General features: G+C 46.3%; 18 protein-coding genes. 2 read left to right on the top strand and 16 right to left on the bottom strand.

From position 1 onward, the window contains the following. Window positions 1-151: 151 nt before the first annotated feature. The 8 genes from ACSQ8O_RS11430 to ACSQ8O_RS11395 form a co-directional block, all read right to left on the bottom strand. A complete protein-coding gene (locus ACSQ8O_RS11430; RefSeq protein WP_436241664.1) occupies window positions 152-457 on the bottom strand; it encodes a helix-turn-helix domain-containing protein in 306 nt (101 codons plus the stop codon). A 369-nt stretch (window positions 458-826) separates the two neighbouring features. Beyond that, window positions 827-1576, bottom strand: coding sequence for a LamG domain-containing protein (locus ACSQ8O_RS11425; protein ID WP_436241663.1), 750 nt, complete (start codon window positions 1574-1576; stop codon window positions 827-829). Between the two features lie 21 nt (window positions 1577-1597). Beyond that, the gene (locus ACSQ8O_RS11420) at window positions 1598-3103 is read right to left on the bottom strand and encodes an extracellular solute-binding protein (RefSeq protein WP_436241662.1); all 1506 of its coding nucleotides are present in this window, start codon (window positions 3101-3103) and stop codon (window positions 1598-1600) included. A gap of 62 nt (window positions 3104-3165) precedes the next feature. Next, window positions 3166-4032, bottom strand: coding sequence for a carbohydrate ABC transporter permease (locus tag ACSQ8O_RS11415; protein ID WP_436241661.1), 867 nt, complete (start codon window positions 4030-4032; stop codon window positions 3166-3168). Between the two features lie 20 nt (window positions 4033-4052). Continuing rightward, window positions 4053-5003 carry an ABC transporter permease gene (locus ACSQ8O_RS11410; RefSeq protein WP_236285956.1) on the bottom strand — a complete coding sequence of 317 codons (951 nt, stop codon included), beginning with the start codon at window positions 5001-5003 and terminating at the stop codon, window positions 4053-4055. Window positions 5004-5156: 153 nt separating this feature from the next. Then, on the bottom strand, window positions 5157-6758 hold the full coding sequence (locus ACSQ8O_RS11405) for a response regulator (RefSeq protein WP_436241660.1): 1602 nt from the start codon (window positions 6756-6758) through the stop codon (window positions 5157-5159). Continuing rightward, window positions 6755-8491 carry a sensor histidine kinase gene (locus ACSQ8O_RS11400; RefSeq protein WP_436241659.1) on the bottom strand — a complete coding sequence of 579 codons (1737 nt, stop codon included), beginning with the start codon at window positions 8489-8491 and terminating at the stop codon, window positions 6755-6757. The genes ACSQ8O_RS11405 and ACSQ8O_RS11400 overlap by 4 nt, the downstream gene beginning before the upstream one ends. After that, complete coding sequence (locus ACSQ8O_RS11395; RefSeq protein WP_436241658.1) at window positions 8488-9306, bottom strand: helix-turn-helix domain-containing protein; 819 nt, start codon at window positions 9304-9306, stop codon at window positions 8488-8490. Before ACSQ8O_RS11395 ends, ACSQ8O_RS11400 begins: the two co-directional genes overlap by 4 nt. Before the next feature lie 102 nt (window positions 9307-9408). Here ACSQ8O_RS11395 and ACSQ8O_RS11390 point away from each other — a divergent pair, with 102 nt between their 5' ends. Beyond that, complete coding sequence (locus ACSQ8O_RS11390) at window positions 9409-9762, top strand: Rieske (2Fe-2S) protein (protein WP_436241995.1); 354 nt, start codon at window positions 9409-9411, stop codon at window positions 9760-9762. A gap of 17 nt (window positions 9763-9779) precedes the next feature. Next, on the top strand, window positions 9780-10853 hold the full coding sequence (locus ACSQ8O_RS11385) for an amidohydrolase family protein (RefSeq protein WP_436241657.1): 1074 nt from the start codon (window positions 9780-9782) through the stop codon (window positions 10851-10853). Window positions 10854-11251: 398 nt separating this feature from the next. Here the strand turns inward: ACSQ8O_RS11385 and ACSQ8O_RS11380 are convergent, their stop codons facing one another. From ACSQ8O_RS11380 to ACSQ8O_RS11345, 8 genes are all read right to left on the bottom strand, one after another. Continuing rightward, on the bottom strand, window positions 11252-12865 hold the full coding sequence (locus ACSQ8O_RS11380) for an extracellular solute-binding protein (protein ID WP_436241656.1): 1614 nt from the start codon (window positions 12863-12865) through the stop codon (window positions 11252-11254). A gap of 26 nt (window positions 12866-12891) precedes the next feature. Further along, on the bottom strand, window positions 12892-13767 hold the full coding sequence (locus ACSQ8O_RS11375; RefSeq protein WP_436241655.1) for a carbohydrate ABC transporter permease: 876 nt from the start codon (window positions 13765-13767) through the stop codon (window positions 12892-12894). Window positions 13768-13794: 27 nt separating this feature from the next. Next, the gene (locus ACSQ8O_RS11370; RefSeq protein ID WP_436241654.1) at window positions 13795-14763 is read right to left on the bottom strand and encodes an ABC transporter permease; all 969 of its coding nucleotides are present in this window, start codon (window positions 14761-14763) and stop codon (window positions 13795-13797) included. A 99-nt stretch (window positions 14764-14862) separates the two neighbouring features. Continuing rightward, window positions 14863-16641 (bottom strand): cache domain-containing sensor histidine kinase, encoded by a 1779-nt coding sequence (locus ACSQ8O_RS11365; RefSeq protein ID WP_436241653.1) that lies wholly within the window; start codon window positions 16639-16641, stop codon window positions 14863-14865. Then, window positions 16638-17732: a response regulator transcription factor gene (locus tag ACSQ8O_RS11360; RefSeq protein WP_436241652.1), complete on the bottom strand. Its 1095-nt coding sequence runs from the start codon at window positions 17730-17732 to the stop codon at window positions 16638-16640. Before ACSQ8O_RS11360 ends, ACSQ8O_RS11365 begins: the two co-directional genes overlap by 4 nt. A gap of 119 nt (window positions 17733-17851) precedes the next feature. After that, window positions 17852-19669, bottom strand: a complete 1818-nt coding sequence (locus ACSQ8O_RS11355) for an S-layer homology domain-containing protein (RefSeq protein WP_436241651.1) — start codon at window positions 19667-19669, stop codon at window positions 17852-17854. A gap of 413 nt (window positions 19670-20082) precedes the next feature. After that, on the bottom strand, window positions 20083-25101 hold the full coding sequence (locus ACSQ8O_RS11350; RefSeq protein WP_436241650.1) for a cohesin domain-containing protein: 5019 nt from the start codon (window positions 25099-25101) through the stop codon (window positions 20083-20085). Between the two features lie 149 nt (window positions 25102-25250). Then, entirely contained in the window at window positions 25251-26129 is an 879-nt protein-coding gene (locus ACSQ8O_RS11345; RefSeq protein WP_436241649.1) for a helix-turn-helix domain-containing protein, read from the bottom strand. Window positions 26130-26142: the final 13 nt, after the last annotated feature.

Raw genomic sequence — 26142 nt, 5'->3', positions numbered from 1 at the left:
CCCCTTTAATTTTAATTTTTCATATTTGTAGAATAATTACCACTACTTTCTCCTTCATTTTATGACGGCAACGGATTACAAATTCAGAATATAACGCAAAAAAGCCCTATAGAGGGCCACAACCTCCTTACGAATGCGATTCACTCGTCCTCTAACGACGATTTCTATATTGCTTTGGCGTTACCCCCGCGTGTTTCTTGAAAACCTTAACGAAATGGGCTTGATCATAGAAGGTGAGTCTCGCAGCGATCATGGAAATCGTGTCATTGGAATGGTCGAGCAGCTTCTTTGCCTCCTCAACACGTTCCCATTGGATGTAATTTGTCAGCGTTAATCCAGTTTCCTTTTTGAACAATTGGGACAAATAGCTCGTGTTAAGCCCCGACACAACCGAAAGCTGTTGCAACTTAATTTCTTCGAATAGATGGAAGGCAATGACAGCGACTTTTATACGCAAGTGTTAAATTTATGCCGGGTACGCGTTGTAGTTAAATAAATTTTGTAGGGAACCACTGAAAGTGCGAGCGTAAATGGTCAAAGTTGCAATAAGGCATCAATTTCAGAGGAAAACGGCCACTCCTCGATAAATAAATGCGAATGAGCATCTTTCAGGACCCATAAAGTGCCAAAACTAACATTGAAGGCAGAAATGGTTGCACTTTCGCATCAATTTTAGATTAAGTGCTACGTTGGATATAAAATGATGCTCATTTGCATTTATGAACTTGTGCAGACTTGTCTCTTGCATGCTACACAACCATATTCCCTGCATGAACGCAAAAAAGGGTCCCCCGCCACAACCATGGCTAGTGGGACCCTTCCTCTTTTACAAACAAGCCAGTTGGTACATCTCTTCATTGGTTAACGCTTTGTTATAAATAGCTAATCCACCGATGCTGCCGACAAAGAAATTACCGATCTCCTGAGAACGATCCACTGCGCCAACGGTAAAATCAGCACCGTCCTGCCCGCCATCGAAAAGGCCGCCAGGGTAATAATAAGGATTACGGATCGGGCGTTCATCTAGTATCCCGTTTACATAGGACCGCACATACTGGCTGTCGTAAGTAAAAGCAACAAAATGCCACTCCTCAAGAGGAATCTCCGTTTTACCGATTGATGAATCCATGCACCAGCGATAGCCAGGTGTCGGACCGCCTACGGACGATACATGGCCGCACACCTGTTGGCTGCTCTCCCAAATCGATAAATTCAGGAATAGCCCGTACTGGCGTTTCTTATTCGTTTCATTCCAAATGCCAGCAATGAATTCGCATTCATTATTGGATTTCTTTCTGCGTTTAACCCAAGCCGCTACCGTCACCTTAGCGTTCTCACCATGCATGTTCAGATCTTGGAGGTGTTCACGGGGGATTCGAAACCATTTCCCTTCCTCCAGCAGTGCGCTGAATGGACCGAATACGCCTTCATCGTCTCGTTCTACCGGCCCTCCACCTTCCTCCAGGGCATATGGCTGTCTTCCCATCGAGTGGCGTGCTTGCCCAGGCCCTTCTTGAAAGTCCCAAAAACTCACTAAATCCGGATGGTTGAGGATGATTGCAATATCCTTCTTCATGTATGAAGCCTCCAAAGTTTCTTATTTCTTTTTGGTAAACCATTCGTTCATCGCATCGATGGCAGCTTTGCCGCCCTTGGCGTTGAATTCCTGTACGAACTTATCAAACTCGCCAAGATCGCGTTTACCCATAATAAATTTCAACGCATTTTCTTCTGTATAGTTGCGCAGTTCTGTAAATTTGGTGTCGTACGCCTCAATCGAAGGTGCGTAGGAGGTTTCTTCTCGATTCTGCTTAAATTTCAGCAGGGGCTCGTAATACGGAAGGAATCCTTTTACCTTCAAACGTGCATTGAAGCTCGGGTCGCTGTCACCAAAGAAGTAGAGTGTCCGCCATGGAATATTGTTGCTCTGTTCCGGTGTCTGCACGATTTGCCCGTTCTCTACCTTGTAATCCTGACCTTCAATTCCGTAAGTCAAAAATTTGTCCGTATCTGCATTCATGATGTAATTGATGAAGGCAGCTGCGCCTTCCTTGTTCTTAGCTTGCTTCGGAATAACGATGTAGTTGCCTGGAATACCTTCTTCTTGGAAGCCTGCTGCTCCGTTCTTGCCGCTAACAGGTGCAATATACTGCAAGGTTCCTCCGGTCTTTTTATCCTTGATGGATGTATCGATCGTCAGCGCATCACCCCAATACACAGTGCCGAAAGCGGCAGAGCCGTTGATCATCTTATCCTTTATGTCTTTATTGATGGCAAATTCTTGGTCGATTAATCCTTCGGAATACCACTTCTTCATGGTCGTGAGGTATTCTTTATATTCCGGTTGCAGCCATGAGAATTCTAACTTGCCGTTTTTAGTTACCGTCGAGTTACCTACCCCAAATGCAGATGCGTAAGGCAGGAAGGACGCCATAAACGCACCCGGATTTCCAGCGGCACCTGTGAGAGGCGCCATATTCTTTTTCTCTTTGATTGTTTTAAGCGTCGTATACATCTCGTCCATCGTCGTCGGTTCTTTCAGACTGAGCTCCTTCAGTATGTCGGAGCGCTCCAGAAGGCCGTTGCCAACTTTTTGTGCAACGCGTACTGGAATACCGTACATTTTGCCATCCAGCTTGGAGGCGTCGAGAATTTCTTTGGGGAGAAATGCAGCTAGATTGGGAATATTTGTTTTGACCAGCTCGTCAAGTGGCTCGAATGCCCCCTGCTGCGCCAGTTTAAAGTAGTCGGATTTGCCAGGGATCCACATAATATCTGGTACATCACCTGAAGCCAAAATGATCGATATCTTCTGGTTGGGATTATCCTTAGGCAGCGACTCGAATTTCACGTTATATCCGGATTTCTCCTTCAGAACATTCACCAACTTATTATCGTTAATGGTGTCGCTGCCCTTGTATTGTTCCATGGCAGGATGATACATACGCATCACTTTCAATTCCTTGTTTTTGACCGTTCCACTTGAACTTGTCGACCCTGCGTTTGTGCTGGCAGGAGCAGCATTGTTACTGCTGCACCCTACAACAAGCCCAACCAGCAGGACAGCAGACATGCTCACAAGCGCTGTTTTTTGAATTTTCATCGAATAAAACCTCCCCTAAAGTGTTTATATATGAAATAACGGGCGTGCTAGCAGGTTGGCCATTACCCTTTGACTGCGCCCAACATAACCCCTTTGACGAAATATCGTTGAATAAACGGATACACAAACAGAATCGGAACTACCGCACACAGAATGGCCGCCGCCCGTATCGTTTCCGGGGTGACTTCGCGGAATACATCATTCACAACCAGATCAGCTGACTTCTCATCGGTTACGAGTTGAAGAAGAAACATTTGAAGCGGCATCAACTGCCGGTCGGTGATGTACATCATGGCTTGGAAGAAAGCATTCCAGTAGCCAACTGCGTAGAACATGCCGACGGTAGCCAGTGCAGGTACGGATAACGGCAGGTAGATCGAGGTCAGAATCCGCAAGTTTGAGGCACCGTCCATTCGGGCAGATTCCTCCAACGAGTCTGGTACGCCCATGAAGAAGTTGCGGATCAAAATCATATTAAACGGTGCGAGCGCAGTTGGTAAAATGAGCGACCATAGGGAGTTGAGCAGCCCAACTTGCTTCACCACGAGGTACGTCGGAATCAGCCCACCATTGAAGAACATGGTGATGACGAACAGTAACATCATAAAGCGAGTGTACGGTAATCCTTTACGGGAAAGCGGATAAGCTGCAAGCACCGTTAGCGCCATGCTGATTATCGTCCCTACGATGGCAATAAACACCGAGTTGCCGAACGAATAGTAAAATTGCTTATTTGAAAGCACGTATTCAAAGGAAATCGTCGTTATACCCTTAGGCCATAACAGGATGTCCTTGGCTAGCACATGGGCTTCACTGCTGAATGCTTTGGCTGCCACGTGGATGAACGGCAGAATCATCGACAGTGAGATGACGGAAAGTATGAACACGTTAAAATAACCAAATACGGTTTCTCCTCTAGTACGAATCACACAGGCACCACCTCTCTAGGTTAGTAAATTCCTTCCTCACCCATTCGCCGGGCAAGCGTATTAGCAATAACTAACAGCACGCAACCGATGACTGATTTAAACAACCCAGCCGCCGTAGTCAGTCCGAACTGCATGGTCCCTAATCCCACTCGGAATACATACGTATCGATAATATCACCGACATCGTATACGGTCGGGTTGTACATCACAAGCACCTGCTCGAATCCAGCATCAAGTAAATGACCAATTCGCAGTAGAAGCAGAATTATAATCGTTGAGCGGATGCTCGGCAGGGAGATGTGCCAGATTTGTCGGAGCCGTCCAGCCCCGTCCACTGTGGCTGCCTGGAACAATTCCTCATTGATGCTGAGCAATGCCGCTAGGTAAATGATAGCGCCCCAGCCGGCTTCCTTCCATACATCGGTGTACACGAGAATCCAGCGGAACAACTTCTCGCTAGTTAAGAAGAAGATCGGCTCTCCGCCAAATGCTTGAATCGCTTTATTCACAATACCGCTGCTCGGTGACAGCAAGTCGACAGCGATTCCGCCGATAACGACCCACGAAATGAAATGCGGCAGGTACGTAAATGTCTGTACCCAGCGCTTGAATTTCACCAAACGAAGCTCATTGAGCAGTAGTGCGAGCAAAATCGGAGCCGGGAACCCGACAACCAACTTCATCAGGCTGATAACTAGCGTGTTTATGACCACTCTTGGGAACTCATCGAACATGAACAATTCACGAAAGTACTGAAGACCAACCCATTTACTTGCAAATACCCCTTGCATAATGTTGTAGTCCTTAAAGGCAATCACGACTCCGTACATCGGTCCATATTTGAACACTAGCAGGAATACCAGCGCTGGCAGAACCATCAAATAAAGATCCCAATACTTAAGCAGCGGATGGCGATTGGCTCGCTTGCTTGTCAGCACATGGGATGCTGTGGCAGGGACTGAGGCTTTCATATTTTGGATCTCTCCTCTCCGAGATGCTGGATTTGAACTTCTGTGCCCTCATTATATCTGTTGTTGATTTGAAAGCGTATACCAATCCTTTTACTTTCATTGCAACTATTTTTACTTCCTTCACGAAAAAAAAGCCAATCGAAAGATTGGCCATTATTTGTTAACCTCGCTCGGTTTAACGCCCCAGAACTTCTGAAAGCTTTTGGAGAAATAGTTCATATGACGGTAACCAACCTGTTCCGTGGCGTCAGATACCTTGACTCCTGTGCTCAATAACTCCTTGGCCCGCTCCATCCGAAGCCGCAGCACATAACTGGAGAACGATTCCCCAATCGTTTCTTTGAAAATTCGGCTTAAGTACGAATAATTGATGTACATGCTTTCCGCTGCAAAATGTAAACTTAGCTCTTCCTTATGCAAATGCTCTTGAATAAACCGCATAACCTCATGTGCGGTCCGCTGAGAGCTGGACTGCCTTCTCTGTGCGATGGCCAAACTAATTCGCCCAGCCATCCGATTCAACCAGCCTTCGATCTGTTCCCGGGTAAGCAAAGACGTGTACGACTCGAAGTCCTCGTAATCGCTCTTCAACGTACCACGCAGCGTCCAGCCTTGCGCATGCACAATCCGTGCAAGTAAGCAAGCCATCCGAAACAAGACCTCTCGTGCTTCCACCACGGGTATACCGCTGGCGAACCCCGTCTCCATAATACGACGGACGAGTTCCTCTCTTCGCTCTTCCTGGCTGCCCGCTTCGATCACCGCCTCAAACTCACGTTCGATCTCTTGTAGCGCATCCCAAGAATCCTCTTCGGGCGTATCGTCACGATATGGAATCGCAACGCCGTTGCCGAGAATAATTCTCTCCTGCAGGGCAAGACGGCACATCTTGTAAGCACGGGGCAGCAAGGAACTCTCAGCCACCGGCGTACCTATGCCCGCACTTGCAGTCAGCTTCAGTGTGTCCTTAACCGTCTCCAGCAGCGCAAGAATCTGCCCATTCACTAGCCCTTTCATCACCTCGTCACCTACGTCCGTAGAAGCGAAGAAAATAGCTGCTGTCAAGCTATCATCATCCTGCACAACAACGCAATTCTCATTCTCCAGCACATCCCGGGCAATCGTAAACAGTGAAAACTGCACCAACTGTCGATCCTTCACCTCAAACCGCTCGTTTCCTTCAGGTATTGGATCCATATCTAGAATAATGGGCAATGCCTTTCGGTTCTCTAATCGAATGGCAAGGTCATGTCCTCTCCGATCGATTTCCCAGGCAGAATACCGGCCATTCAACCAATTTTTATAAAATAGTTCCTTCAGATGGGGCAGATGTTCGTTCCACCTCATTTCCAGCAGGGTCGTATTATGCTTTTCGTTTAACTCTTTTTCCCGCAGTACTTTCGCTTCCAGCACTGCCGCCACAATCTGCTCATTCTCAGCTGGCTTAATTAAATATTTGAATACGCCTTGCTCAATGCTCTCCCGAGCGTAGTCAAAATCGTCGTGCCCGGTCAAAATCAGCAGCTTAATATGAGGGTATTGCCGTTTGACCATTCTCGCCAGTTCCAGACCATCCATTTCCGGCATCCGAATGTCCGTCAGCACAATATCGATATGATCATTCTGAAGCACGGACATCGCTTCTTTGCCCGTTGACACGGCAGCCGCCAGTTCAATCTGCACCTCAGTCCACTCGATCCCCTCCGCGAGTCTCTCCCGGACATAAAGTTCATCTTCCACAATTAACAATTTCATCGCGCTTCGTCCTTCCCTAATGGAATTGTAATCGTAACCCGAGTTCCCTCATTTTCCACGCTGTGTACGTGCAGATCTGCCTGTTCGCCGTAGTACAGTTTGAGTCGTGACTTTACATTTTTCAGTCCAAAATACATATCAGGCGGACTGCTCTTCGAAATCCGGTACGAATGGCTAGTAATCGCGCTTAGCTCGCTGCTAAGGTGCTTCATTTTCTCCGACGGAATCCCCATTCCTGTGTCCTCCACCTGTATCAATAAGGTATCGCCCGCCAGATGGGAGCTAATCCGCAGTTCCCCACCACTGGAGTTTCGTTCCAGCCCGTGGATGATCGCGTTCTCCACAACAGGCTGCAGGAGCAGCTTCAGGATTTGAATCGATTTGGTTGATTCCTCCAGCGTAATCTGAACTGTAAAATGATCCGTACGGATCTGCTGTACCCGGATATAGTACATCAGGTGCTGAACCGTCTCTTCCAGCGTAAACGTCTCACGTCCCTTACCGAGACTGACCCGAAAAAATCGTGCAAGATTAATAACCATTTCGCTAATCTCGTGAATTTTATTCTTAAAGGCAACTGAGTAGATCGAATCTAACGTATTGTATAAAAAATGTGGGTTAATCTGCGATTGCAGGAGGCTGAACTCCGATTTGGCGAGCCGAAGCTCCTTCTCGTAATCCTCCTCAATCAATAGCCGTTGGGCTTCCGCCATCCGGTTAAAACCGTTCATGACGGCACCGAATTTATCCTTCCGCCGATGTACAATTTGTGTATTCAGGCTGCCGCCACTAAACTGCTTGAACGCCGCCAGCAACTTCTGCAGAGGTTTAGAAATTTCCACATAGACGAGCCACGCGATCCATATCGCCATGATGATACTGATAACAATGATCAAATACGTGAACTGTTGCAGCCTATGCGTCAGCTTGAACAATTCCGAACGCGGTTGCTCCAGCTCGATCGACCAGAAGTTGCTCTCTTCTTTGATCGACATCACATCGGCCTCATTGCCATTCCCGTGCATGGCGCCAGGATTTGTCTCCAACACGAAACCGTTATTATAGGACAATCTGATGTTCATATTATCGGATGTCTGAAGATGTTGAATGATTTTGCGAAAGGAAGCCTTATCCACGGCAAGCACGAGCACGTTCGGCTCCTTGCTGTTGCTTTGCATATCGAGTAGCCGGGAATAATAAATCATATCGTTATTCAGATAGGCTGACGGTCCACCGACTTTGGCCGTCGGTACATGCACCACAAGTCCGCCATTCGAGTTCACCGTTTGCTTGAACCAAAACTCCTGCTTCACATCTGGCCATCTCAAGCCTCCGGTCATTGTGGATACACCGTTCCCGCTTTCCCCATGAATGATAAACGCTTCTTTGATAGAACCATTTACATTGGTAAGTGCGGACAGCTGCTGCTGTACCGTATGCAGTCCATACAAATGGTCAGGGTTAAGAGGGTTATCGATATTGTTCCAAATATCGACAATGGACGAATTCAAAGCGATAAGCAATGTTTGTTGATCCATGTTTTTAGTCAGTTGATCCACGTACTCGAGCGTCGTCAGCAGCGCTCCTCGCGTACGGTCGCTGATCTGATCGTCCAGAATCGACTGGGAATAGTTATTAGCGAAAACACTGACGCTAACGAGCGGCAGCAAGATAAGCAGAAAGGTAAGTGTTAGCTTGAATTGGATCGAATGCAGCCGATTAAGCAGCTTCATCGTAGGCCACCTCTTTGGACTTCCCGCTGCACAGCTGAAGGCGGGTGGCCCATTATTTTTTTAAACACACGGTTGAAATGAGCCTGATCGCTATATCCCAAATACTCCGAAATCTCTCCGATTGTCATTCTTGTATTGAGGATTAAATCACGTGCCGAGTGCACCCGAATGTGATGCAGATAAGTGATCGGTGTCATGCCCGTCACTTCCTTGAACGTTTGCGTAACATAATTGGGAGCGCGGTCCACGAGTCGGGACAGCTCCTCAATGCGGATCCGATCGCGGTAGTGGGCAGAAATATAGTCCTGAACCTCACGCATAAGTCTTAGCTTGGCAAAGCCAAATCGCTCTTCCGACGTTTCCTGCACGAAATAGCCAAACAGCTCAGTGGCGATTCCGGTGCAGATGATGTCGGCATGCTCACGCTGGCCGAACCAATGCTGCGCAAGCGTGCTAAAACGCTGTTTGACGTAATCGAACTGCTGCGCTTTGACCTTCCGGTAGGGTTCAACATTAGATAACGCTTTCATTTCCTGGCCAGACTGTCCAGTGTGCAAATGAAAATGCGAGGAATACTTCACATGCGGGCCGTCTGGTGCATTCGTTCCAGAGCGCTTGACACCTTGCCGGATATATAGAAAGTCGCCTTTCTCCAGATGAACCGGTTCACCGTCGACCACATAATTCACTTTCCCGTGCGTCACAAGAATCAACATGTCTGTCAAGGTCGGCTCCTCCGCCTTTTGCCAATCCACGTCCATATCATCAATAAACACAGATACGAGCTGCATCATATCAAGTATCGCCCCTTCCATCTATACCTTAGAATTATACAAAAAACAGTTGTTTCCGCAATAGTTATTTTTCAGCTATTCACTTAAGATTAATCTAACAAAGCTTAAAGGGGGCTGAACATGATGGCCATATTTCCGGTCGCTTCCATAGAAGAAATTCCTTCCGGTGCATTCAAAATTGTACAAATCGAACAACGTTCCATCGGGGTCTATAACGTGAAAGGTGACTATTATGCCGTACATAATTATTGCCCGCATCAAGGGGCAGAGTTATGCAAAGGCGTGGTCTGCGGTACAACACTTGAATCTCAAGTCTATGAATTTATCTACGGGCGCGACCAAGAAATATTACGTTGCCCTTGGCATGGCTGGGAGTTCGATCTCAAGACGGGCAAATCATTGTTCAGTGATAAAGTGCGGACACGCACCTACCCCGTCGTCGTAGAAGATGGACAAATTGGCATCGTGATTGGTTAATAAGGAGGAGAAACGAGATGATTTCGAACAAAGAGAAATTGCCTGTCATTGACTGTGATGTGCACAATCAGTTCCGTAGTAGAAATGACTTGATCCCTTATCTCGATGAGCCTTGGAAAAGTCATGCCGAAAGGTTCGGCATTCCCGGAGCTGGGCTGCCCTATTCGTCGCCGATTGGCAGCAAGCGCAAAGATGCGGATCCGCCTAGCGGGCTACCGTTGGGATCCGATCCGCATTACATGCTCGAGCACTTGGTCGAACCATTTAACCTTGATTACGCGTTGCTTTGCTCCGATTCGATAATTGGCATGTCAGGTTATGCGGACAGCGATCACGTTGCAGCCGTATGCCGGGCCTACAACGATTATCTAATCGCCGAATGGCTGCCCGTTAGCCCTAAGTTCAAGGGTTACCTGTGCATCGGTACCCAAGATCCCCTGGAGGCTGCGCGCGAGATAGACCGGGTCGGTCCGCATCCAGACATCGTCGCGGTCAGTGTGATCGGAGGTGCCCGGATGCCGTACGGCCAGCGTTTCTTCCATCCGATCTACGAAGCTTGTGAGCGTAATGGACTTCCGCTTGTGATCCATCCTGGCGCCGAAGGCGCAGGTACCTTTAACCCACCGACTGCGGTCGGGTATGTGTCCAACTATTTGCAGTGGCATACTTGTTTGCCCCAAACCTTTATGGCTCATTTGGTTAGCTTTGTCTGCGAAGGCGTGTTTGAGAAGTATCCAGGGTTTAAAGTGGTGTTTTGCGAGGGCGGCGTCACCTGGTTACCTCCACTGCTATGGCGGCTGGACAAGAACTTCAAAGCCTTACGCTCATCCACGCCATGGCTGAAGCGAATGCCGAGCGAGTATGTGCGCGACCACTGCTTCATGACGACACAGCCAATCGAGGAACCGGACGACTTCAAGCACCTCGAAGCGATGTTCAACATGTTCGATGCGGAGAATATGCTGCTCTTCTCCAGCGACTATCCGCATTGGGATTTCGACGACCCGACGAAGATCCTGCAACGGCTTCCGCTCGAGAAAAAGAAGAAAATTTTCAGCGAAAATGCTCGCCAGTTGTTCAAGCTGAAGTGAATGCACGAAACTCCCCTACACACACTCTCTCTCTCTCTGACTCTCTCTGTGACTCTCTCTCCCTCTCTGAAAATGAGGGGGAGGGAGTTTTTAGTTCACAGCGTTTAGGTTTAACTGGAAAATATACAGTTATTTATTAGATATTTACCCGAAAACTCGATTTAACTGTATAACCTGTAGTTAAAACTGCCTCTTTTGCTCAGATCGGGTAGAATGGCTAAAATTACCTGTAGGTTCTCCATCTATTACACATTCCCGGAAAATCCATAAATTTAACTGTAGAAAATCCATCTATTCGCAGTGACAGGCCACCTAGCAAAGACTTATGGCCGCACAAACAAAAAGCAGTTCCCCAATAAGGTGAACTGCTCTACTTTGAATTTCCGAAGGACTAGACACTACTTCTTATTCAATTTATCATGAATAGCCTTGCCTTCTTTGGTAAACCAATCCTGCGATGCTTTGATAACATCTTGTCTGCCGGCAGCATCCGCCTTTTTAAAATACTCATCCAATGCTGTAAGCGGTAATGCACCGTTGATGATTTTGGCAACGTACTCATTTCTCAGGTCAATCAACGCTCTACCTTTGGCAAGTTCGACTTCCGTCTGCGGTCTGTACTGGTTGATATTGAATGCAGTCAGCTGCGCACCCGCTTGAGCGAAGCTTTTCATAGCTGGCTCATATCCGCCAAGTAATGCGTTAGGCAGCCAGATGTCCGGCGTATTCCACATTCTATAATACAGTTTATAGATGATTTGATCATAAGCAGGTTTCTTCGGGCTCAGCGCGCCGTTTACCATGTCATAATGAACGCCTTCTTTACCGAAATTAACAAACTTCTGCAAATCCTTATCTTTCAAATAGGTGTTCAGTAGATCCACAGCTTCATTCGCATTTTTCGAACTTTTAGGAATGATATAGAAGTTGGATACAGGAGCAGGCATTGTATAGCCTTTCTGTCCATCTTTTCCTTCTACTGTAGGCAAGAAGCTCAACTTCGCATTAGCATCTGTTTTACTTAAACCTGCCTGGTAGGTAGCAGGATCCCAGTAGCCCGCATACACGGCAGCTGCTTTCCCCGATGACATCTTTTCAGTCACTTGCTGTGTCTTGTTGAATAGGTACTCATTGTCAATCAAGCCTTCTTTGTAGAGCTTATTCAGGTAGGTCAGCAAGTCCTTCAGATTCACATCCTGTGCATCAACCAGCTTGCCTTCCTTCACAATGAAAGGGACAGCAAGGTTATTTATGCCGGACAATCCGAAAGCTGCGGTAATGACATCTAGCCCATCAAGTGGATTCCCGTTATTGCCAGCTGCTGCTACGTAAGGGATGGTTCCCTTTCCGCTTGGATCTTTGTCCTTCATGGTTTTTAAGAAGGTATATAACTCGTCGAGATTTTTAGGCGCCTTCAGTCCCAGCTTATCCATCCAATCTTGTCTAGCTAGAAATCCTGCACCTAGATCTACATTTTCAAATTTCTGAAACGGAGGAACCGGGATGGCATATTTCTTCCCTTCCAGCGATACAGCCGTCCATGCATTCTCGGTAACTAATTTATCCACTTCGCTGCCGAATTGCTTGATCGCATCGTCCACTGGCAGGAGAGCTCCCTGCGCACTAAAACGTTTGAAAATATTCAAATCATTCGTATAAATGAGATCATACACATCACCAGAGGCAAACATCAAATTGTACGTATCCAATTGATTCGCAGTCGGAATGACATTCCATTCTATATTCGTGTAACCAGTCTTCTCTTTGATCATGTTCAAAAATTGGTTATCGTTTGCGCTTGCTCCTTGCTCGTATCCCTTGACTCCGGCATTATCGGGAACGGCGATTCTGATTTTGGCCGCCTTATTCAGTTTTGGGCCTTGGGTAGCAGTCGCCTCTTTCGTTTCCTTGCTTTCTGGCTTCGCTTCATTACTGCAACCAGCAAGGGATACCGAGGCTGCAAGTGCAACTAGTAACGTTGTCGTGGACCATTTGTTTAATCTTTTCCGCATATTTATTTCCCCCTTCAAATATGTAGCTATTGTTTAACAGCACCTAGCGTTAACCCTGTGACAAAATACTTTTGTAGAAAAGGATAAACGAGCAGGATCGGTATCGAAGAAACGAAGATGGCTGCGGCTCTGAATGTTTCCGATGCGATATTGGCCAATTGCTCGGGATTTTCCAAGCCGTTCTTATTAGCTGCGGCCACAATGTTTTGCAAAAACAAAGGTAGAACCTGAACTTCTTTTTTCGTTAAATACATTAGAGGGTCCATGTAATTGTTCCAAATCCCTACTGCGCTGAAAATCGCAATTGTCGCAAGCAAAGGCTTGGAGATCGGAAGCATGATGCGAAATAGGATGGTGAGATTGCCAGCTCCATCAATTCTCGCAGATTCCTCTAGGCTATAAGGCAAAGACTCAAAGTAATTTCGCACCAGAATCAGATTGAAAGCGCTCACCATCCCGGGAATAATAAGCACCCACAGATGGTTAATTAATCCGGTATTTTTAATGACCATATAGGTAGGGATCATTCCCCCGTTGAACAGCATCGTGAACACATACAGAATATTGATCGCTTTGCGGCCTACCAAATCCCTTTTCGCAATGGCATACCCCACACAAGCTGTAAAGAACACTTGAATGGCCGTACCCAGAACGGCGACGAACAAGCTGTTCGTAAACGCAGTGCGAAAATCAATGCCTGATAACAACACTTGGTAAGCTTTTAGCTGAAAGCCCATTGGCCATAAGCTAACCTGACCGCTGACGACATAAGCTTCCTCACTAACCGATTTCGCTAACAGTGTGATAAACGGTAGGACGCAAATGAGACCTACTGTTATCAACAAAGTGTAATTCACAACCGTAAATACCTTTTCCCCGGTCTTCATCCTCTTGTCGAACAAAGCTATTTGCTCCTCTCTGCTGCTTATTTACCATATCCCTCGGTTCGAATACTTGCGACTAATCTTATTGGCCGTAACCATCAAGGTAAATCCGATAGCAGATACAAACAAACCGACTGCGGTTGTATAGCTGTAACTACCGTTCTGAATCCCTTCGCGGTACACATAGGTCCCGATGACATCCCCAACACTATATACAAGAGGATTGTACAGCAGTAGCACCTGTTCCGTATCGCTGCCCAATAAGGTAGATACCCTTAGAATAATAATGAATACGATCGTGCTGGATATGCCCGGGAGCGTAATATGCCACGTTTGTCTGAGCTTACCTGCACCATCAACGCTGGACGCGGCGTACAGATCGGGATCGATTGACGTTAAAGCTGCCAAGTAAATGATGGCGCTCCAACCGGTTTCTTTCCAAGCTGTTGATGCGACGAGCACACTTCGGAAGTAACTATCGTCGCCAAGAAACGAAATCGGTGAGATGTCGAACGCCTTCAGGATGCCATTGATAATACCTGTACTTGGGGACAGGATATCCACAAAAATTCCTGCAATAACGACCCACGATAGAAAATGTGGCAGATAGGTAAGCGTTTGCGTCATACGTTTAACAAAGCCCGTCCTGACTTCATTCAATAGCAGCGCCAAGATAATAGGCAGAGGAAACTGAAAAATAAATTTGAACAGATTGATCAGCATCGTATTGCTCAACACGCTAAAAAATTTAGGATCGCTCAACAATGTTCGAAAATGAGCCAGCCCTACCCACTTGCTATCCAGTATGCCGTCGAATACCCGATAGTTCTTAAATGCGATGACGATCCCCAGCATTGGGACGTAACTGTAAATCAAAAGCACCAGTAAGGGTATCGAAATAATCAGATATAAATCTAGATTATGTGCGATTCTTGCCTTCAGGCGATTTTTTGTCTTGGGGATCACACCTGCGTCTAGAGATTTGATCGCATGGGAGGGTGTAATCTTTGCCATTTCATCACCTCAACTCCTTGTTGTATAGCTTTATTTTACGTAAATATACCTATCAGCCACAACAGGACAGAAGTAAGATATCACTGACAAAAATACGGATTATAGACTCCCAGAAACCTTTAGCTTCGCAACGGCACGGCAGCCCATTCCGGGTTCGCTGTAAAACTGCAAGCCACAATCCTCACCATAATAGACTTGTATACGCTGATGTACGTTCTTCACGCCGTACCCTCTGCTCTCCGTTTCAAATAGCTCCTTAAGCCTCTCTGCCGTTATCCCGACGCCATCATCGATAACCTCCAAATACATATAGGCACCTTCCTGGTAAGCACGGACCACAATGGTCCCAGCCCTCCCTTTTTTGGGCCTGATCCCATGAATAACGGCATTTTCAACCAGTGGCTGCAATATCATTTTGATCATTATCTTCTCTTCCAGACCCTCTTCGACGTCCGTTATGAACTGCATGGCTCCTCGATAGCGGTAATTGATGATCTGCATATACTTGCTGACCTCCATAACCTCTTCTGCAACGGAGATATGCTCCTTGCCTTCGTTCAAACTCAACCTCAAAAACTTGGCAAGTGATTCCGTCAATTCCGCGATTTCCTTGGCGTCTATCCGTAGGGCGCTCCATTGAATAATATCCAACGTGTTATACAAAAAATGCGGGTTGATTTGCGCATACAGCAATTTCATTTCCGCATCTTGTTTGCTAATTTGGGCCTGATACACCTCTTCGATAAGAGCTTTAATTCGCGTGCTCATTTTGTTAAAAGAACGCTGCAATCTTGCATATTCATCATTTCCTCGGATATTATCTTCTGTCTCAAAGCTCCCTTTTTCTGCATGTTTAATAAGCTTTACTAGCTTTTTCAACCTTTTGGTAATGCTTCCTGAAATAATGAAGGCTGTAATGATCGCGATAATCGAGACTACCCCCGCCAAGCCGAGCATGAAGTTCTGAATCCACCTACTGTTCATCCCAAGATGCTTCTCCGTCATGAGCAATGCAATTTGCCAATCCAGACCTTTCGCCCTGCTGAAAACAGCATAATTGGTTCTCTCCGCAGGTCCGAAACTGACAATCCCCTCTTCCTCCTCCGGCAAAGACTTCAAAAAGATGTCGCTAGCACCGCTGCCCCCTGCCAGTAATTGTGTAGCTCCAATTCGCTTGTAAGGAGACATGACTAGTGTTTCCGCTCCATCTGGAAGCCGAATGTCATTTAGAATAGACCAGATAAATTTGGCATCCAATTCCACCATCACATAGCCAAGAACATGCTGAAATCGGTTGATATCCTTGATCTCTTTTATAAAGAGAACCTCATCCCCTTGAACGATGCTTAAATGTTGCACGTCGCTTGCATAGAACCACTTTTCTTTGATTTTGCCTTCCAAAAGTGGCTGTAGACCAGCTTCAAGTTGAAGCTGATCTATACCAAAAAAATTAGGGCTAGCGGAGACGAAGGTTGGATTTCCTTTCATAAAATAGCTAACCTTAAGCACATTGCTCTTGCCCACGTAATTGCTCACATTTTTGTTAAGCAGATTGAAAAAATCAATCACTTCCCCCGAAGTCAAAGCTCGCTCAGATACCGTTCTTAGAATGAGTTGAATATCATAATTGCTTTGCGTCAGATCGGCAATGTTATAGGCGGTTTCAATGCCGAATGCAATGTTTTTCTCCGCCTGCTTCAGGGTTTCCAAATAAGCCTTGCCTGTCTGTTCAACCACAGATTTATGAATCGTAATATAGGAGAAATAGACCAATACCATAACTGGAATAATGATTAGAATTAAATAGGAAATAACCAGCTTGGTCCGCAAGTTGATGTTATAGTACATGCCACTGAGTTTGTGGAGCACTTTTCTCATAGCATTTTCTCCCGATATTCCATAGGGTTGACGCCCACCACTTTTTTGAAAATTTTGGTAAAATAGTGCGTGTCCTGATAGCCGACCTGATTGGCTACTTCGTATATTTTAATTGAGGCATCCTTGAGCAGATCCTGTGCCTTCTTTAATCGTACATGCGTGATATAATCGTTAATCGTGTGCCCTGTTTCTTTTTTGAATAACGTCTGAAGATGTCCAGGAGACATGAATACTTCCGCCGCCAGCTGCCCAATGGTCAGATTCTGATAGTAAATTTTATGAATAATACCCTCAACATCCCGAATAATTCGTCGAGACTTACTGTTTCGCAACTCATTCGAAGCCCTCTCCAAATAGACTAGCTTCTCTAGGACAAACATCTCGATTTGCTGAGGGCTCTGCATCGTTCTGAATTGGTGCAAGGACTCTTTCACCTCTTGCGCAATGGCAGATTCTACATGCACGGATGCTTTGCGAATCGCTTTAATAAGAAGCTCACTGCAGATAGTCGTTAGGAACAGCATGCTTTCCATTTTTAATTGCCGTATTGTAATAAAGAGCTGCTGGACCTCAGCCGTTAGTGCGTCTGTTTGCCCTGTGCTGCACAATCCTATGATCTTCTCTATGGAATCCACAATCACCGGCAACCCCGTAGATGAGATGCTGCCTGAATAATATTGGCTAACGTCGTCCTTTAATTGCTTCTCGGCTCTTTCTTTATCCAACTTAGCGACAACTTTGGCTACTACCTGCTTTAATTCCTCTCGATTAAAAGGTTTCAATATATAATCAATCGCATCCAATTTAATTGAAGCCTTCACATACTGAATGTCTTGATGAGCGCTTATCATGATCACTATTACCGCAGGCTGCTCATGTTTCAACTTGTCTACAAATTGAATGCCGTCCATCACTGGCATCACAACGTCTGTAATCACGATATTAGGCCGCAGGTCGCGGGCAACGAGCAGAGCTTCCGCCCCATCTTCCGCTTCCCCCGTAATCTCGATACCCAGACTATCCCAATCGATGAGATCTCGCAGGCCTTCCCTCGAAATATAATCGTCGTCGACAAGCATCATTGTATACATGGGCAGGGACCTCCTTGGCAATATGAGAGCGTTCTCTTAATTGTATCTTACTCTGATGGATTTGCTCAATCACAATGTAGAGTAATCAATGTTCATAAGACTCTTGGTGCATATTCCACTTACTCATTCATATAAGAAAGCTTAATCAACATGCGTTTCAGCATAACAGCTGCTTCCGCACGTGTCGCCGATTGTGAAGGTTGGATCATGTTACTCTGATCCCCAGTAATGATGCCGAGTCCCAACATCTTGTAAATAGCGTCCTTCGACCAGTCGTTTAGTTGGTCCATATCTAACAGTTCAGCGAAATTGGCAGGTGAATCGTATTGATATCCTGTTAAGTGAAGTGCCCGATCCAGCATGATGGCGATCTCCTCCCGCGAGACGAATGAATCAGGACGGAATACTCCTCCATCATAGCCTTTAATCAGGCCGAAGGATACCGCAGTAAGGAGAGTACGGGAATACCATGCGGATGGTTCTACATCACGGAAAGTCATGCTGTCACCTTTGTCCGGCAGCGCAAGCGCATTCGTTAGCAACTTAGCAAATTCAGCTCTGGTTATCGCATCGTCTGGACGGAATCTTCCCTCCGTATCCCCATTTACGAGCAAGCGGCCCGCCATGGTTTCAATGTCCCCTTTAGACCAATGACCTCTCAAGTCGGCAAATGTTCGGCTTCCCGTAATAAGCCCATAAGCACTATTCCCCATCCGGTGGATAAGTGCCATATAGGAGCCATCCGGTTGCTTGACGAACAAGGTTGGAACCGGGGCCAACGTGTCGTCTGCACGGAATAAAACCGCTGCGGATTTATCAGGATCCATATGCCCTGCAGGTAACGTACGAGCAGCAAACGCGCTTTCATAGTCATGCATCTCAGTTACTTGACCGGAAGCATCTAGGATCGAAACGGAGAAGTCGACTGGCGCACCAGCTAGCGTAAAGCCTTCATTAGCAACAATCGTCCCCATTGCGTGCGCTTGTTCTTCTGACACGGGGGCTATTGTTATCGTAACCTTTGAACTCGCATCAAGTTTGAGTTGATCAATTGGCAGTTTATACATGCCGACAGAGCTCGAAATGACAAGAGAACCACTTCCCCCACTTTTAGATTGAATCGCTTGTAGAACCTCAGAGGCTACATCCACCGTAATAGATGCCGACTCCTGTCTTGGAATCATGATGACGAACGTAGATTTCCCATTAGTTGAATGGATTTCTTTCAATACTTGCTCCACATGTAAAGCAACGCGCACATGATTACCTGGTTCGGATGTGAGACTAACAGCTCGCACCGAAAATTGACTGGTTTGAGCGGGATTCGTGATAATGGCTGCTTCTAGTGCTAAAAGCGCCGGCTCTTTCCCACTCCCAACCGTATTAGGCACGTTTACACCACCTACATTCCCTACGTCACCTGAACCAGATTCAGCACGAACATTAGTCCGAAGTGAAACTCCTGGGGATACGGACACTTCTTGCAAACTCCGATTTGCAATTCTCAGTGATTTCCAGAGGACCTCCGTCTCCCCTTCTTTCAGTACGTTAAAAGTCAATTCAGCCATTCTCATGGTACCGTTTGTCGGCTGTTCATTGCCTTCTTTTGACCATGCAAGTACGATCTTCCCCTCATCAGCAACAGGTTTTATCAGATTGCCATTTGCAGCTGCGTCAGCACGGATTAGTTTTACCCTCTGCGGGTCATAGGTAAATATCGTCTCGAATGCGAATAACTCCGAAACGTTCGCTGTCGCTGTTACCGTGAAGCTGTCACCTACCTGTGGTGAACTCGTACTTGCTGATAGGGTGTAAGCGGATGATGATGGCAACGAATTGGCATGAGCCGGGAATGGGGCTATGAGCATACACAGCAGCACAAAAATAAATAAGGGAATCCTGCTTTTCCAACACTTCAGATTATTAATTGCTATCATTTCTATGCTCCTTTGCACAAAATAAACGACTAATCCGTCCTTCGCGGACGTCTCATAGGGTTTCTCATAGTAGCAACTTCCTAAACTAGAACACATTCGTGCCCCAGCCTGGTTAGCTCAACAAGATTAACTGGATTTTCTACATCTATTTCAGAGGAAAACTAGCATATTCGGAGTTTAGATGGATTTCCTACATCTAATTTCGCTCAAAATTACCCAGTTGGCGCAATTCCCCTTACATAACGGGAGAAAATCCAGTTATTTCACAAAAGCTCGGTATTGTGCTTCAATTAACTGTAGGAAATACAGGTATTCGACGGCTACTCCGTCCTTCGAGTGCGCCTCCCAGGGTTCATGATATAAAAGATTCGGGAGATTTGGTGTAATAAAACCAATCTCCCGAAGCTGGATAGTTATTCGATTTTCATAGCAACTGCGGCCATATCGAGATAATCAATCTTCAGATCCTGATTGACATCGTATTGACGAGCAGTCGACCAATCAGCGCTTGCCGAGGTTTTACCATAATGGATCAAAATGGGATAGAGATCGCTGACGCTAATCCGATTGTCACCATTTAAGTCCTCAGGCTTCTGCTTATTCACAGTCAGTTTAAAGGCATCTACTGCTCCTACGAGTAAGCTCGTTGCCGCGTCGATCTGTGCCTGGCTCACGGAGTTGTCAGCTTCTACTGCTTTGGCTGCGTTAATCGCCGATTGGAGCGTCGCTTTGGAACCTGCCGGATACTGTCCGATCAGCGTTCCCTCCACCGAAGCATTGTAAAGCGCTTCTGCGGCAACAATTGCTGCAGTTAAGTTCGTTTTGTTCGCATATTGAACATTCACCGTAAACTTGAAGGAAGCCAGCGTGCTTTCAAGTCCAGCACCGATAACGGCAGTTGAAGCTGCATGGAGATCAACGCCGCCGTTACTTCCACTCGTTTTGGGTTTGAACGTCAACTCCAATACATCACTATCTGCCTGTATGGCCGTAGCTACACCTAGACTTGAGGCAATGATGCGGACTTGGTCCGCAACTGAAGTTCTCGTAGATACAATATTGAACCCATCTTTCAAAGAAGCAGCTGAGATGAAATCCAATTTAGTCGAGTCGTAGGTTACAGTCGTATCCAGCGCATAAACGCTGTCGGTCACACTGTCCAGGCTGTACGTAACCTTGAAGTTTTGACCTCCATCTACGGTAGCCGGACCTGTCAACTTATTGTTCAAGTTCTGGTTAGGAATTGGTATTGGACCTGTGCGCGTAAAACGAACGCCATCGGCCAGAATAAAGTTACCTTGTGTATAGGCATTGGTAACAACAACGCTGCCTGATTCCCCTTTATGGAAAGGGTAGCTGCCTATTTTGTACCAACTCTTCCCATTTTGCGATTGGTTCACCAATACGGTATCGGAACCTTTCGCATGATGGATGGTAAAAGGTGCATTTTGCGTCCCGGTCGTAATATGCTGCCATACATAGACATCATACATACCGTCAATCAGAATAGCTGGCTTGTAGCTTACGCTAGAAGCTCCGTCTTTGGTTGTATTCAAAGCAAAATTACCTTTATTTGCATCTGCATTCGGTCTGCTTTCCCATTGGCCCAAGAGGGTTACGCCAGTAGGATCCGAATTATCCATTGTGATTGTGACATTCTCTGGCACCAGCTCAAAGCTAATGTTATCAAACACAACTTTACCTACTCCTGAAAGAATACCTACATTGAGAACCAGGTTTATCGGTCCGGTGACTTCATACGTTTGACTGTAATTGACATACTGATTCGTTAACGTAACAGGTGCAAGCTGGTGATCCTGAGTCCCGTCCCAAATATTCAATTCTGGCTGTACATCGGTGCCTTCCAGCTTTTTGATTTGTGCGGAAAGCACGTACGTACCAGGTTGCGTAATGGATACTTGCTGGTACATAAACGTTCTATTACTCGGAGCTCCCGCCGAATTGAATTCAGCCGCGTTCTGTCCTGCAAACGGAGAAGTCTTAGTCACATAGGCGTTCGTTCCATAAACACCTCTGTTCCAGCCCATCGTCCAGTTCGGTAATACCACAGCTGAAGGGCCACCTTGGGGGTCCCCGCTTACTCGTTCGAAATCTCCGTTTTTCACTAGAGCAAGCGGAACATCTCCCGCAACTTTCGTGATTTGCAGCGGAGCTTGACTGACGATAAACAAGCTATTCTTCTTCAGCAACCGCTTGGTTTCCTCATAGTCTGTAACCGGAACGGGATTTCCGTAGGCGTCCTGCGCACTAACGATTTGCTCAGCGTTGGCGACAGTCACATATAACGATAGGTTATCCGCTGAAAGTACGCTTAGATATTTGCCATCCGTACGTTTCAGATAATGATTGGCTTTCAGAAAATTAGCCCCCTCAAAGCCATTATAAGAACCTATATACTCGTCAACTTTACGAATATGATGCTGCAGCGTCGCCATGGTCTGATACATTTCTGTTGGCGACTGGGAATGCCGTGTTACGAATGTATCTTCGGCTGGTGTGCCCATATTAAAATATTTGCTTGTACCTGCTGCTAAGAAATCCATGTAATTCCACACGGTATCAAAGATGCGCCATGGCGTAACTGTACTATTAGTTGCGTACACCTCCGACTGCCACAGCTGCAAGTTTGGGTGAGTCGCTTTCGCTTGTGTATAAGCGGTAAGTATATCCGCTATTCCCTGTGTTCCAACATACCCATGCACATTGTAGATATCGTAGTAGTTGACGTTATCCCCCTTCAGCATATCAACCGCTAGTTGGCGATCCGCAGCCGGGTTAGGGGTTGCAAATCCACTTGTTGTTACGTATAACTCAAGGTCATTACCTGTTGCCAGCTTATATTCAGATTTCACTCGCTGTGCTTGTTCGTAGGCGATTTTTTGCATCAGGATATACTCTTCCTTCGTACCTGAGAAGGACGCTGCGAGTGTATTCGGATTTGAAGTTGGATGGAAATTCACCTCATTGATGACCTCCCAATACTTCACCTTCCCCGCATAACGCTTCATCGACTGATAGACATAATTACGCCAATCCTCGCCAGTTCCGGGTATGCCATTCGTATACTTGATATCCTTAGGCACCCAACGTTCCGCTCGATACATCAGATCATCCAAGCCTGCCGGAATATCCTGTTCAGAAGGTCTGGTTGATGCCCAATCGGAAGGGTAACCAAGTACGGCCAGCACATCCATTCCCGCTTCTTGTGCTTTCTCGACGTAAGCATCGCTTTTGTCCCAAACGAAATGGCCTTTGGTTGGCTCTACGACATTCCATAAGAACTGCAGCGCTGCTTCCCAAGTGCGCGTTGCGCTCGTATGAATTTTGGTCCATGCGGACATATCATAGTCGTAATTCGCGTGCTGTCCATAATAATTGGCGTATTTACCATCAGCCACTCCCGATTCATCAGCGGGTACTTTCGATATCCCACTCTTATAGACGATGGGGGCGGAACCGCTTGAACTTACCGTCGTTTCCAAATACCAGAAACCTACCTTGTCCTTCAACATGGGAAGGGCCAGGTTTTCGATGTGATACGTACCTCCAGCAGCTACTTGCACATTAGGGTAGGACTCGGTAAATTCCACCTTCCCGTAAGGATCAGTTGCTTTAATGCTTACGTCGAAGGTCTTGGCGCTATCCCCATAATTCACCGTCATAACCGGATAGACCGCATCTTCTCCCGCATAGTAAACTTGCTTCTCATTGCGAAATGCGGGCTTGACTACGCTATATTTGGAGGTGTTATGCCATGGTGTAATAAACTTTTGGGATTGAATGTCTTGACCATAGGTAATGTCAGCAAGCAGTGCTGTATCCGTTCCTCGGCTGAAAGTCTGTGCCGTGTGCTCCAACTCACCTGAACTTAGCGCTTTGGTCGAAATCTTAACCTGACTGACATTGAACGGATTACCACGTTCCACCATGAATTCGTAAGGCATAAATTTCTCCATTACTGCTGCAACCGTTGTAGGCGATGGAGGACTGATTGCAACACCATCTTTATAAATGGCGACATAACCGCCTGTTCCCATTTTCCAGGAAAACGCCAGGTTGAAAGGTTGACCTACTTGATAATTAAGCTGATTTGCCTGCGCATATGCAAAAGCTCCGTTGATTCCTTCGCCGTTCTTGACATGAAAGGTAATTGGTTGCTCATACACCGCGTTAGGGCCTGTTGGTTTGTCCGTCGGCGGTGGAATATGTGCCTGAATCAATGTATTACCGGGACCGCTTTGTTCCGGAATTAATTTAAACAGGAAATCCCAATAGTTGCCGAATTCCTCATAGGGCTTATCCAGACGCAACCGAAGCTCAATCGTCCCTTCATTCGGATTGAATAAGCCGGGTGCATAATCGCGGTACCAAGTAGGTGTATCCGTGAAATTGCCATCATCGCCACCGACGATGACTGGACTCGGAGCAATCGTTACCGCGAGGTTGACATTTGCCGATGCGTTCCCCAGGCTCAACTGTATGACAGCGTTTTCATTTACGTCCGAGGTTGTCATATTTTTTGCTTTGAGTATGAGATTTCCGTTTACAACCTTCAAATAAGTACCGTCCACAGGAGATATTGCAGTGATTTGGACATTCGGATTACTTGTACTCCCCGTCTTCAATCGAAGAACCTGTTCATACACGTTCGCACCAACTGTCGTGCTTCCAGCAATCGTCCCTGTCAATTCGTATTTTGCTTTTTCCAGATCGATTGCCCATTGATTCATGGAAGCTGACATTTCGGCATTGCGCTCAAGCTGGATGGCATCCAATCCCGCTTGGTCTGGCAGCTCTCCAACTTTGACAAATTTGATACCGTCGATTGCTATCGGAATCGTGCCATTAGCTGCAGGCGCTACTGGAGGGAAATACTGATACCCGGCTCCGCCTGCTATAATGGGATATGTCTGCCCGCTTCGGAAAGGGTATACACCGTATGGCACCCATGCATCTGTCCCGTTGCCAGAACTCGGGTTGTTAATGACATGTTCGCCTGCGGCATGCGTAATCTTATACGGAACGTTGCCCGCATACCAGCGTGTCGTAGCAGGCTTCCTTACATAGAAGGCGTACATGCCATCCTGCGGAAACTGAGGTGCAAACGTCATGCTTTGAGGCGCAGCCTTGTTCAAATTCGCATAAGTAAATCTGCTTTGATACGTTCCACTTGCTCCTTGAATGAAGTTCGCCACGCTTGGTGGAGCTGCAAGCCCCGTGTATGTGACACCCGGATCTTGATCATCTAGGATTACACCAATCTCCTCAGCGCCTAGCACATCACCTGTAGCTGCATAAACGGCTGTCATTCCAATCGGGACGATGCTGACAAGCAGCGTCGCAATCATAACCAGCGCTAGGACCTTTTTAACAACACGACTTTCCCGTACCCTTGTCATCTTCTTCAACATTTCGAGACACACCTCCATGATTATGATCACACCAGTAATAAGACTTCAGTCACCTCAGATCTTATGGGTATGATCTTATTCTAAGAAATGGATGGATGCGTTCACAACAGGACAGAAGTAAGATATCTATGACAAAAGGACGGACTATTTCAACGCTTGCCAATATCAGAATTCATCGCCATAAACTGGCTGGGCATAACACCGACCGTAGCCTTGAAAGATCGGCTGAATAAATAAATGCTTGAAAAGCCCACCATCTCCGCAATAGCGGTTAAAGTTCGGCTCCCTTCAATCATTCTTATTTTGGATTGCTCGATTCGAATATGCGTCAAATATTTATGAATCGTAATGCCAAGCTGATCTTTAAATAAAAACGATAAATGATTGGTCGAGATTCCAACATGCTCACTTATCCTATGATTATCCAGTTCAGGGTCCCAATATCTTTCATTAATGAATGTGATGGTGTTTTCAATAAACACCCAACCCTTCGTCAGCTTTCCCTCTCTACTGTTATGACCCACTTGTCCCTTCATAAAAAGGACTAATAACTCCAAACAAATCCCTTTAAGGATCAACGAATAACCCGATCTCCTATCCAGAAACGCCTTCTGCATGATCAGAAATCTTTTCTTTAACTCGATCTGGTCTGGTAACTGCAGGCGGGAAATTGGGCTTGTAGATGCGAACTGCATCTCTTTATCGGAAATGGCTTTACGCTCTTCCGTAATCACTTGGTCCTTCCATGAGCTTCGTTCTTCGTCATAATACAAGTCAAAATGAACGATATATTGGATCAAAGGTATCTCTGATGTAGAGCGAATAATATGCGCCATAAAGGGAGGCATAAGGAGAATGTCCCCCTCCTTCACCTCATATTTGACTCCGTTCAAAAAAAACTCAGCTTCACCTTGCTCGATATAGGTAAACACATGGTCATAATCCATCCATTCACCTGCCAGAGAGAAGGATTTATGAATTTTGACCACTCTGACGTAAGGCGATAAGCTGTTCATCCAAATCTCCATGTACTTCCCTCCA

It is taken from the genome of Paenibacillus sp. LjRoot56, from assembly GCF_964253335.1.
GTDB lineage: Bacteria > Bacillota > Bacilli > Paenibacillales > NBRC-103111 > Paenibacillus_E > Paenibacillus_E allorhizoplanae.
This window is presented reverse-complemented; position numbering and strand designations above follow the sequence as displayed.

What these genes read in the sequence shown, in the direction of transcription:
- ACSQ8O_RS11425 (WP_436241663.1), bottom strand. Translation starts at nt 1,576, where the DNA reads ATGAAGAAGGATATTGCAATCATCCTCAACCATCCGGATTTAGTGAGT.
- ACSQ8O_RS11420 (WP_436241662.1), bottom strand. Translation starts at nt 3,103, where the DNA reads ATGAAAATTCAAAAAACAGCGCTTGTGAGCATGTCTGCTGTCCTGCTG.
- ACSQ8O_RS11410 (WP_236285956.1), bottom strand. Translation starts at nt 5,003, where the DNA reads ATGAAAGCCTCAGTCCCTGCCACAGCATCCCATGTGCTGACAAGCAAG.
- ACSQ8O_RS11405 (WP_436241660.1), bottom strand. Translation starts at nt 6,758, where the DNA reads ATGAAATTGTTAATTGTGGAAGATGAACTTTATGTCCGGGAGAGACTC.
- ACSQ8O_RS11400 (WP_436241659.1), bottom strand. Translation starts at nt 8,491, where the DNA reads ATGAAGCTGCTTAATCGGCTGCATTCGATCCAATTCAAGCTAACACTT.
- ACSQ8O_RS11395 (WP_436241658.1), bottom strand. Translation starts at nt 9,306, where the DNA reads ATGGAAGGGGCGATACTTGATATGATGCAGCTCGTATCTGTGTTTATT.
- ACSQ8O_RS11390 (WP_436241995.1), top strand. Translation starts at nt 9,409, where the DNA reads ATGGCCATATTTCCGGTCGCTTCCATAGAAGAAATTCCTTCCGGTGCA.
- ACSQ8O_RS11385 (WP_436241657.1), top strand. Translation starts at nt 9,780, where the DNA reads ATGATTTCGAACAAAGAGAAATTGCCTGTCATTGACTGTGATGTGCAC.
- ACSQ8O_RS11380 (WP_436241656.1), bottom strand. Translation starts at nt 12,865, where the DNA reads ATGCGGAAAAGATTAAACAAATGGTCCACGACAACGTTACTAGTTGCA.
- ACSQ8O_RS11370 (WP_436241654.1), bottom strand. Translation starts at nt 14,763, where the DNA reads ATGGCAAAGATTACACCCTCCCATGCGATCAAATCTCTAGACGCAGGT.
- ACSQ8O_RS11365 (WP_436241653.1), bottom strand. Translation starts at nt 16,641, where the DNA reads ATGAGAAAAGTGCTCCACAAACTCAGTGGCATGTACTATAACATCAAC.
- ACSQ8O_RS11360 (WP_436241652.1), bottom strand. Translation starts at nt 17,732, where the DNA reads ATGTATACAATGATGCTTGTCGACGACGATTATATTTCGAGGGAAGGC.
- ACSQ8O_RS11355 (WP_436241651.1), bottom strand. Translation starts at nt 19,669, where the DNA reads ATGATAGCAATTAATAATCTGAAGTGTTGGAAAAGCAGGATTCCCTTA.
- ACSQ8O_RS11350 (WP_436241650.1), bottom strand. Translation starts at nt 25,101, where the DNA reads ATGTTGAAGAAGATGACAAGGGTACGGGAAAGTCGTGTTGTTAAAAAG.
- ACSQ8O_RS11345 (WP_436241649.1), bottom strand. Translation starts at nt 26,129, where the DNA reads ATGGAGATTTGGATGAACAGCTTATCGCCTTACGTCAGAGTGGTCAAA.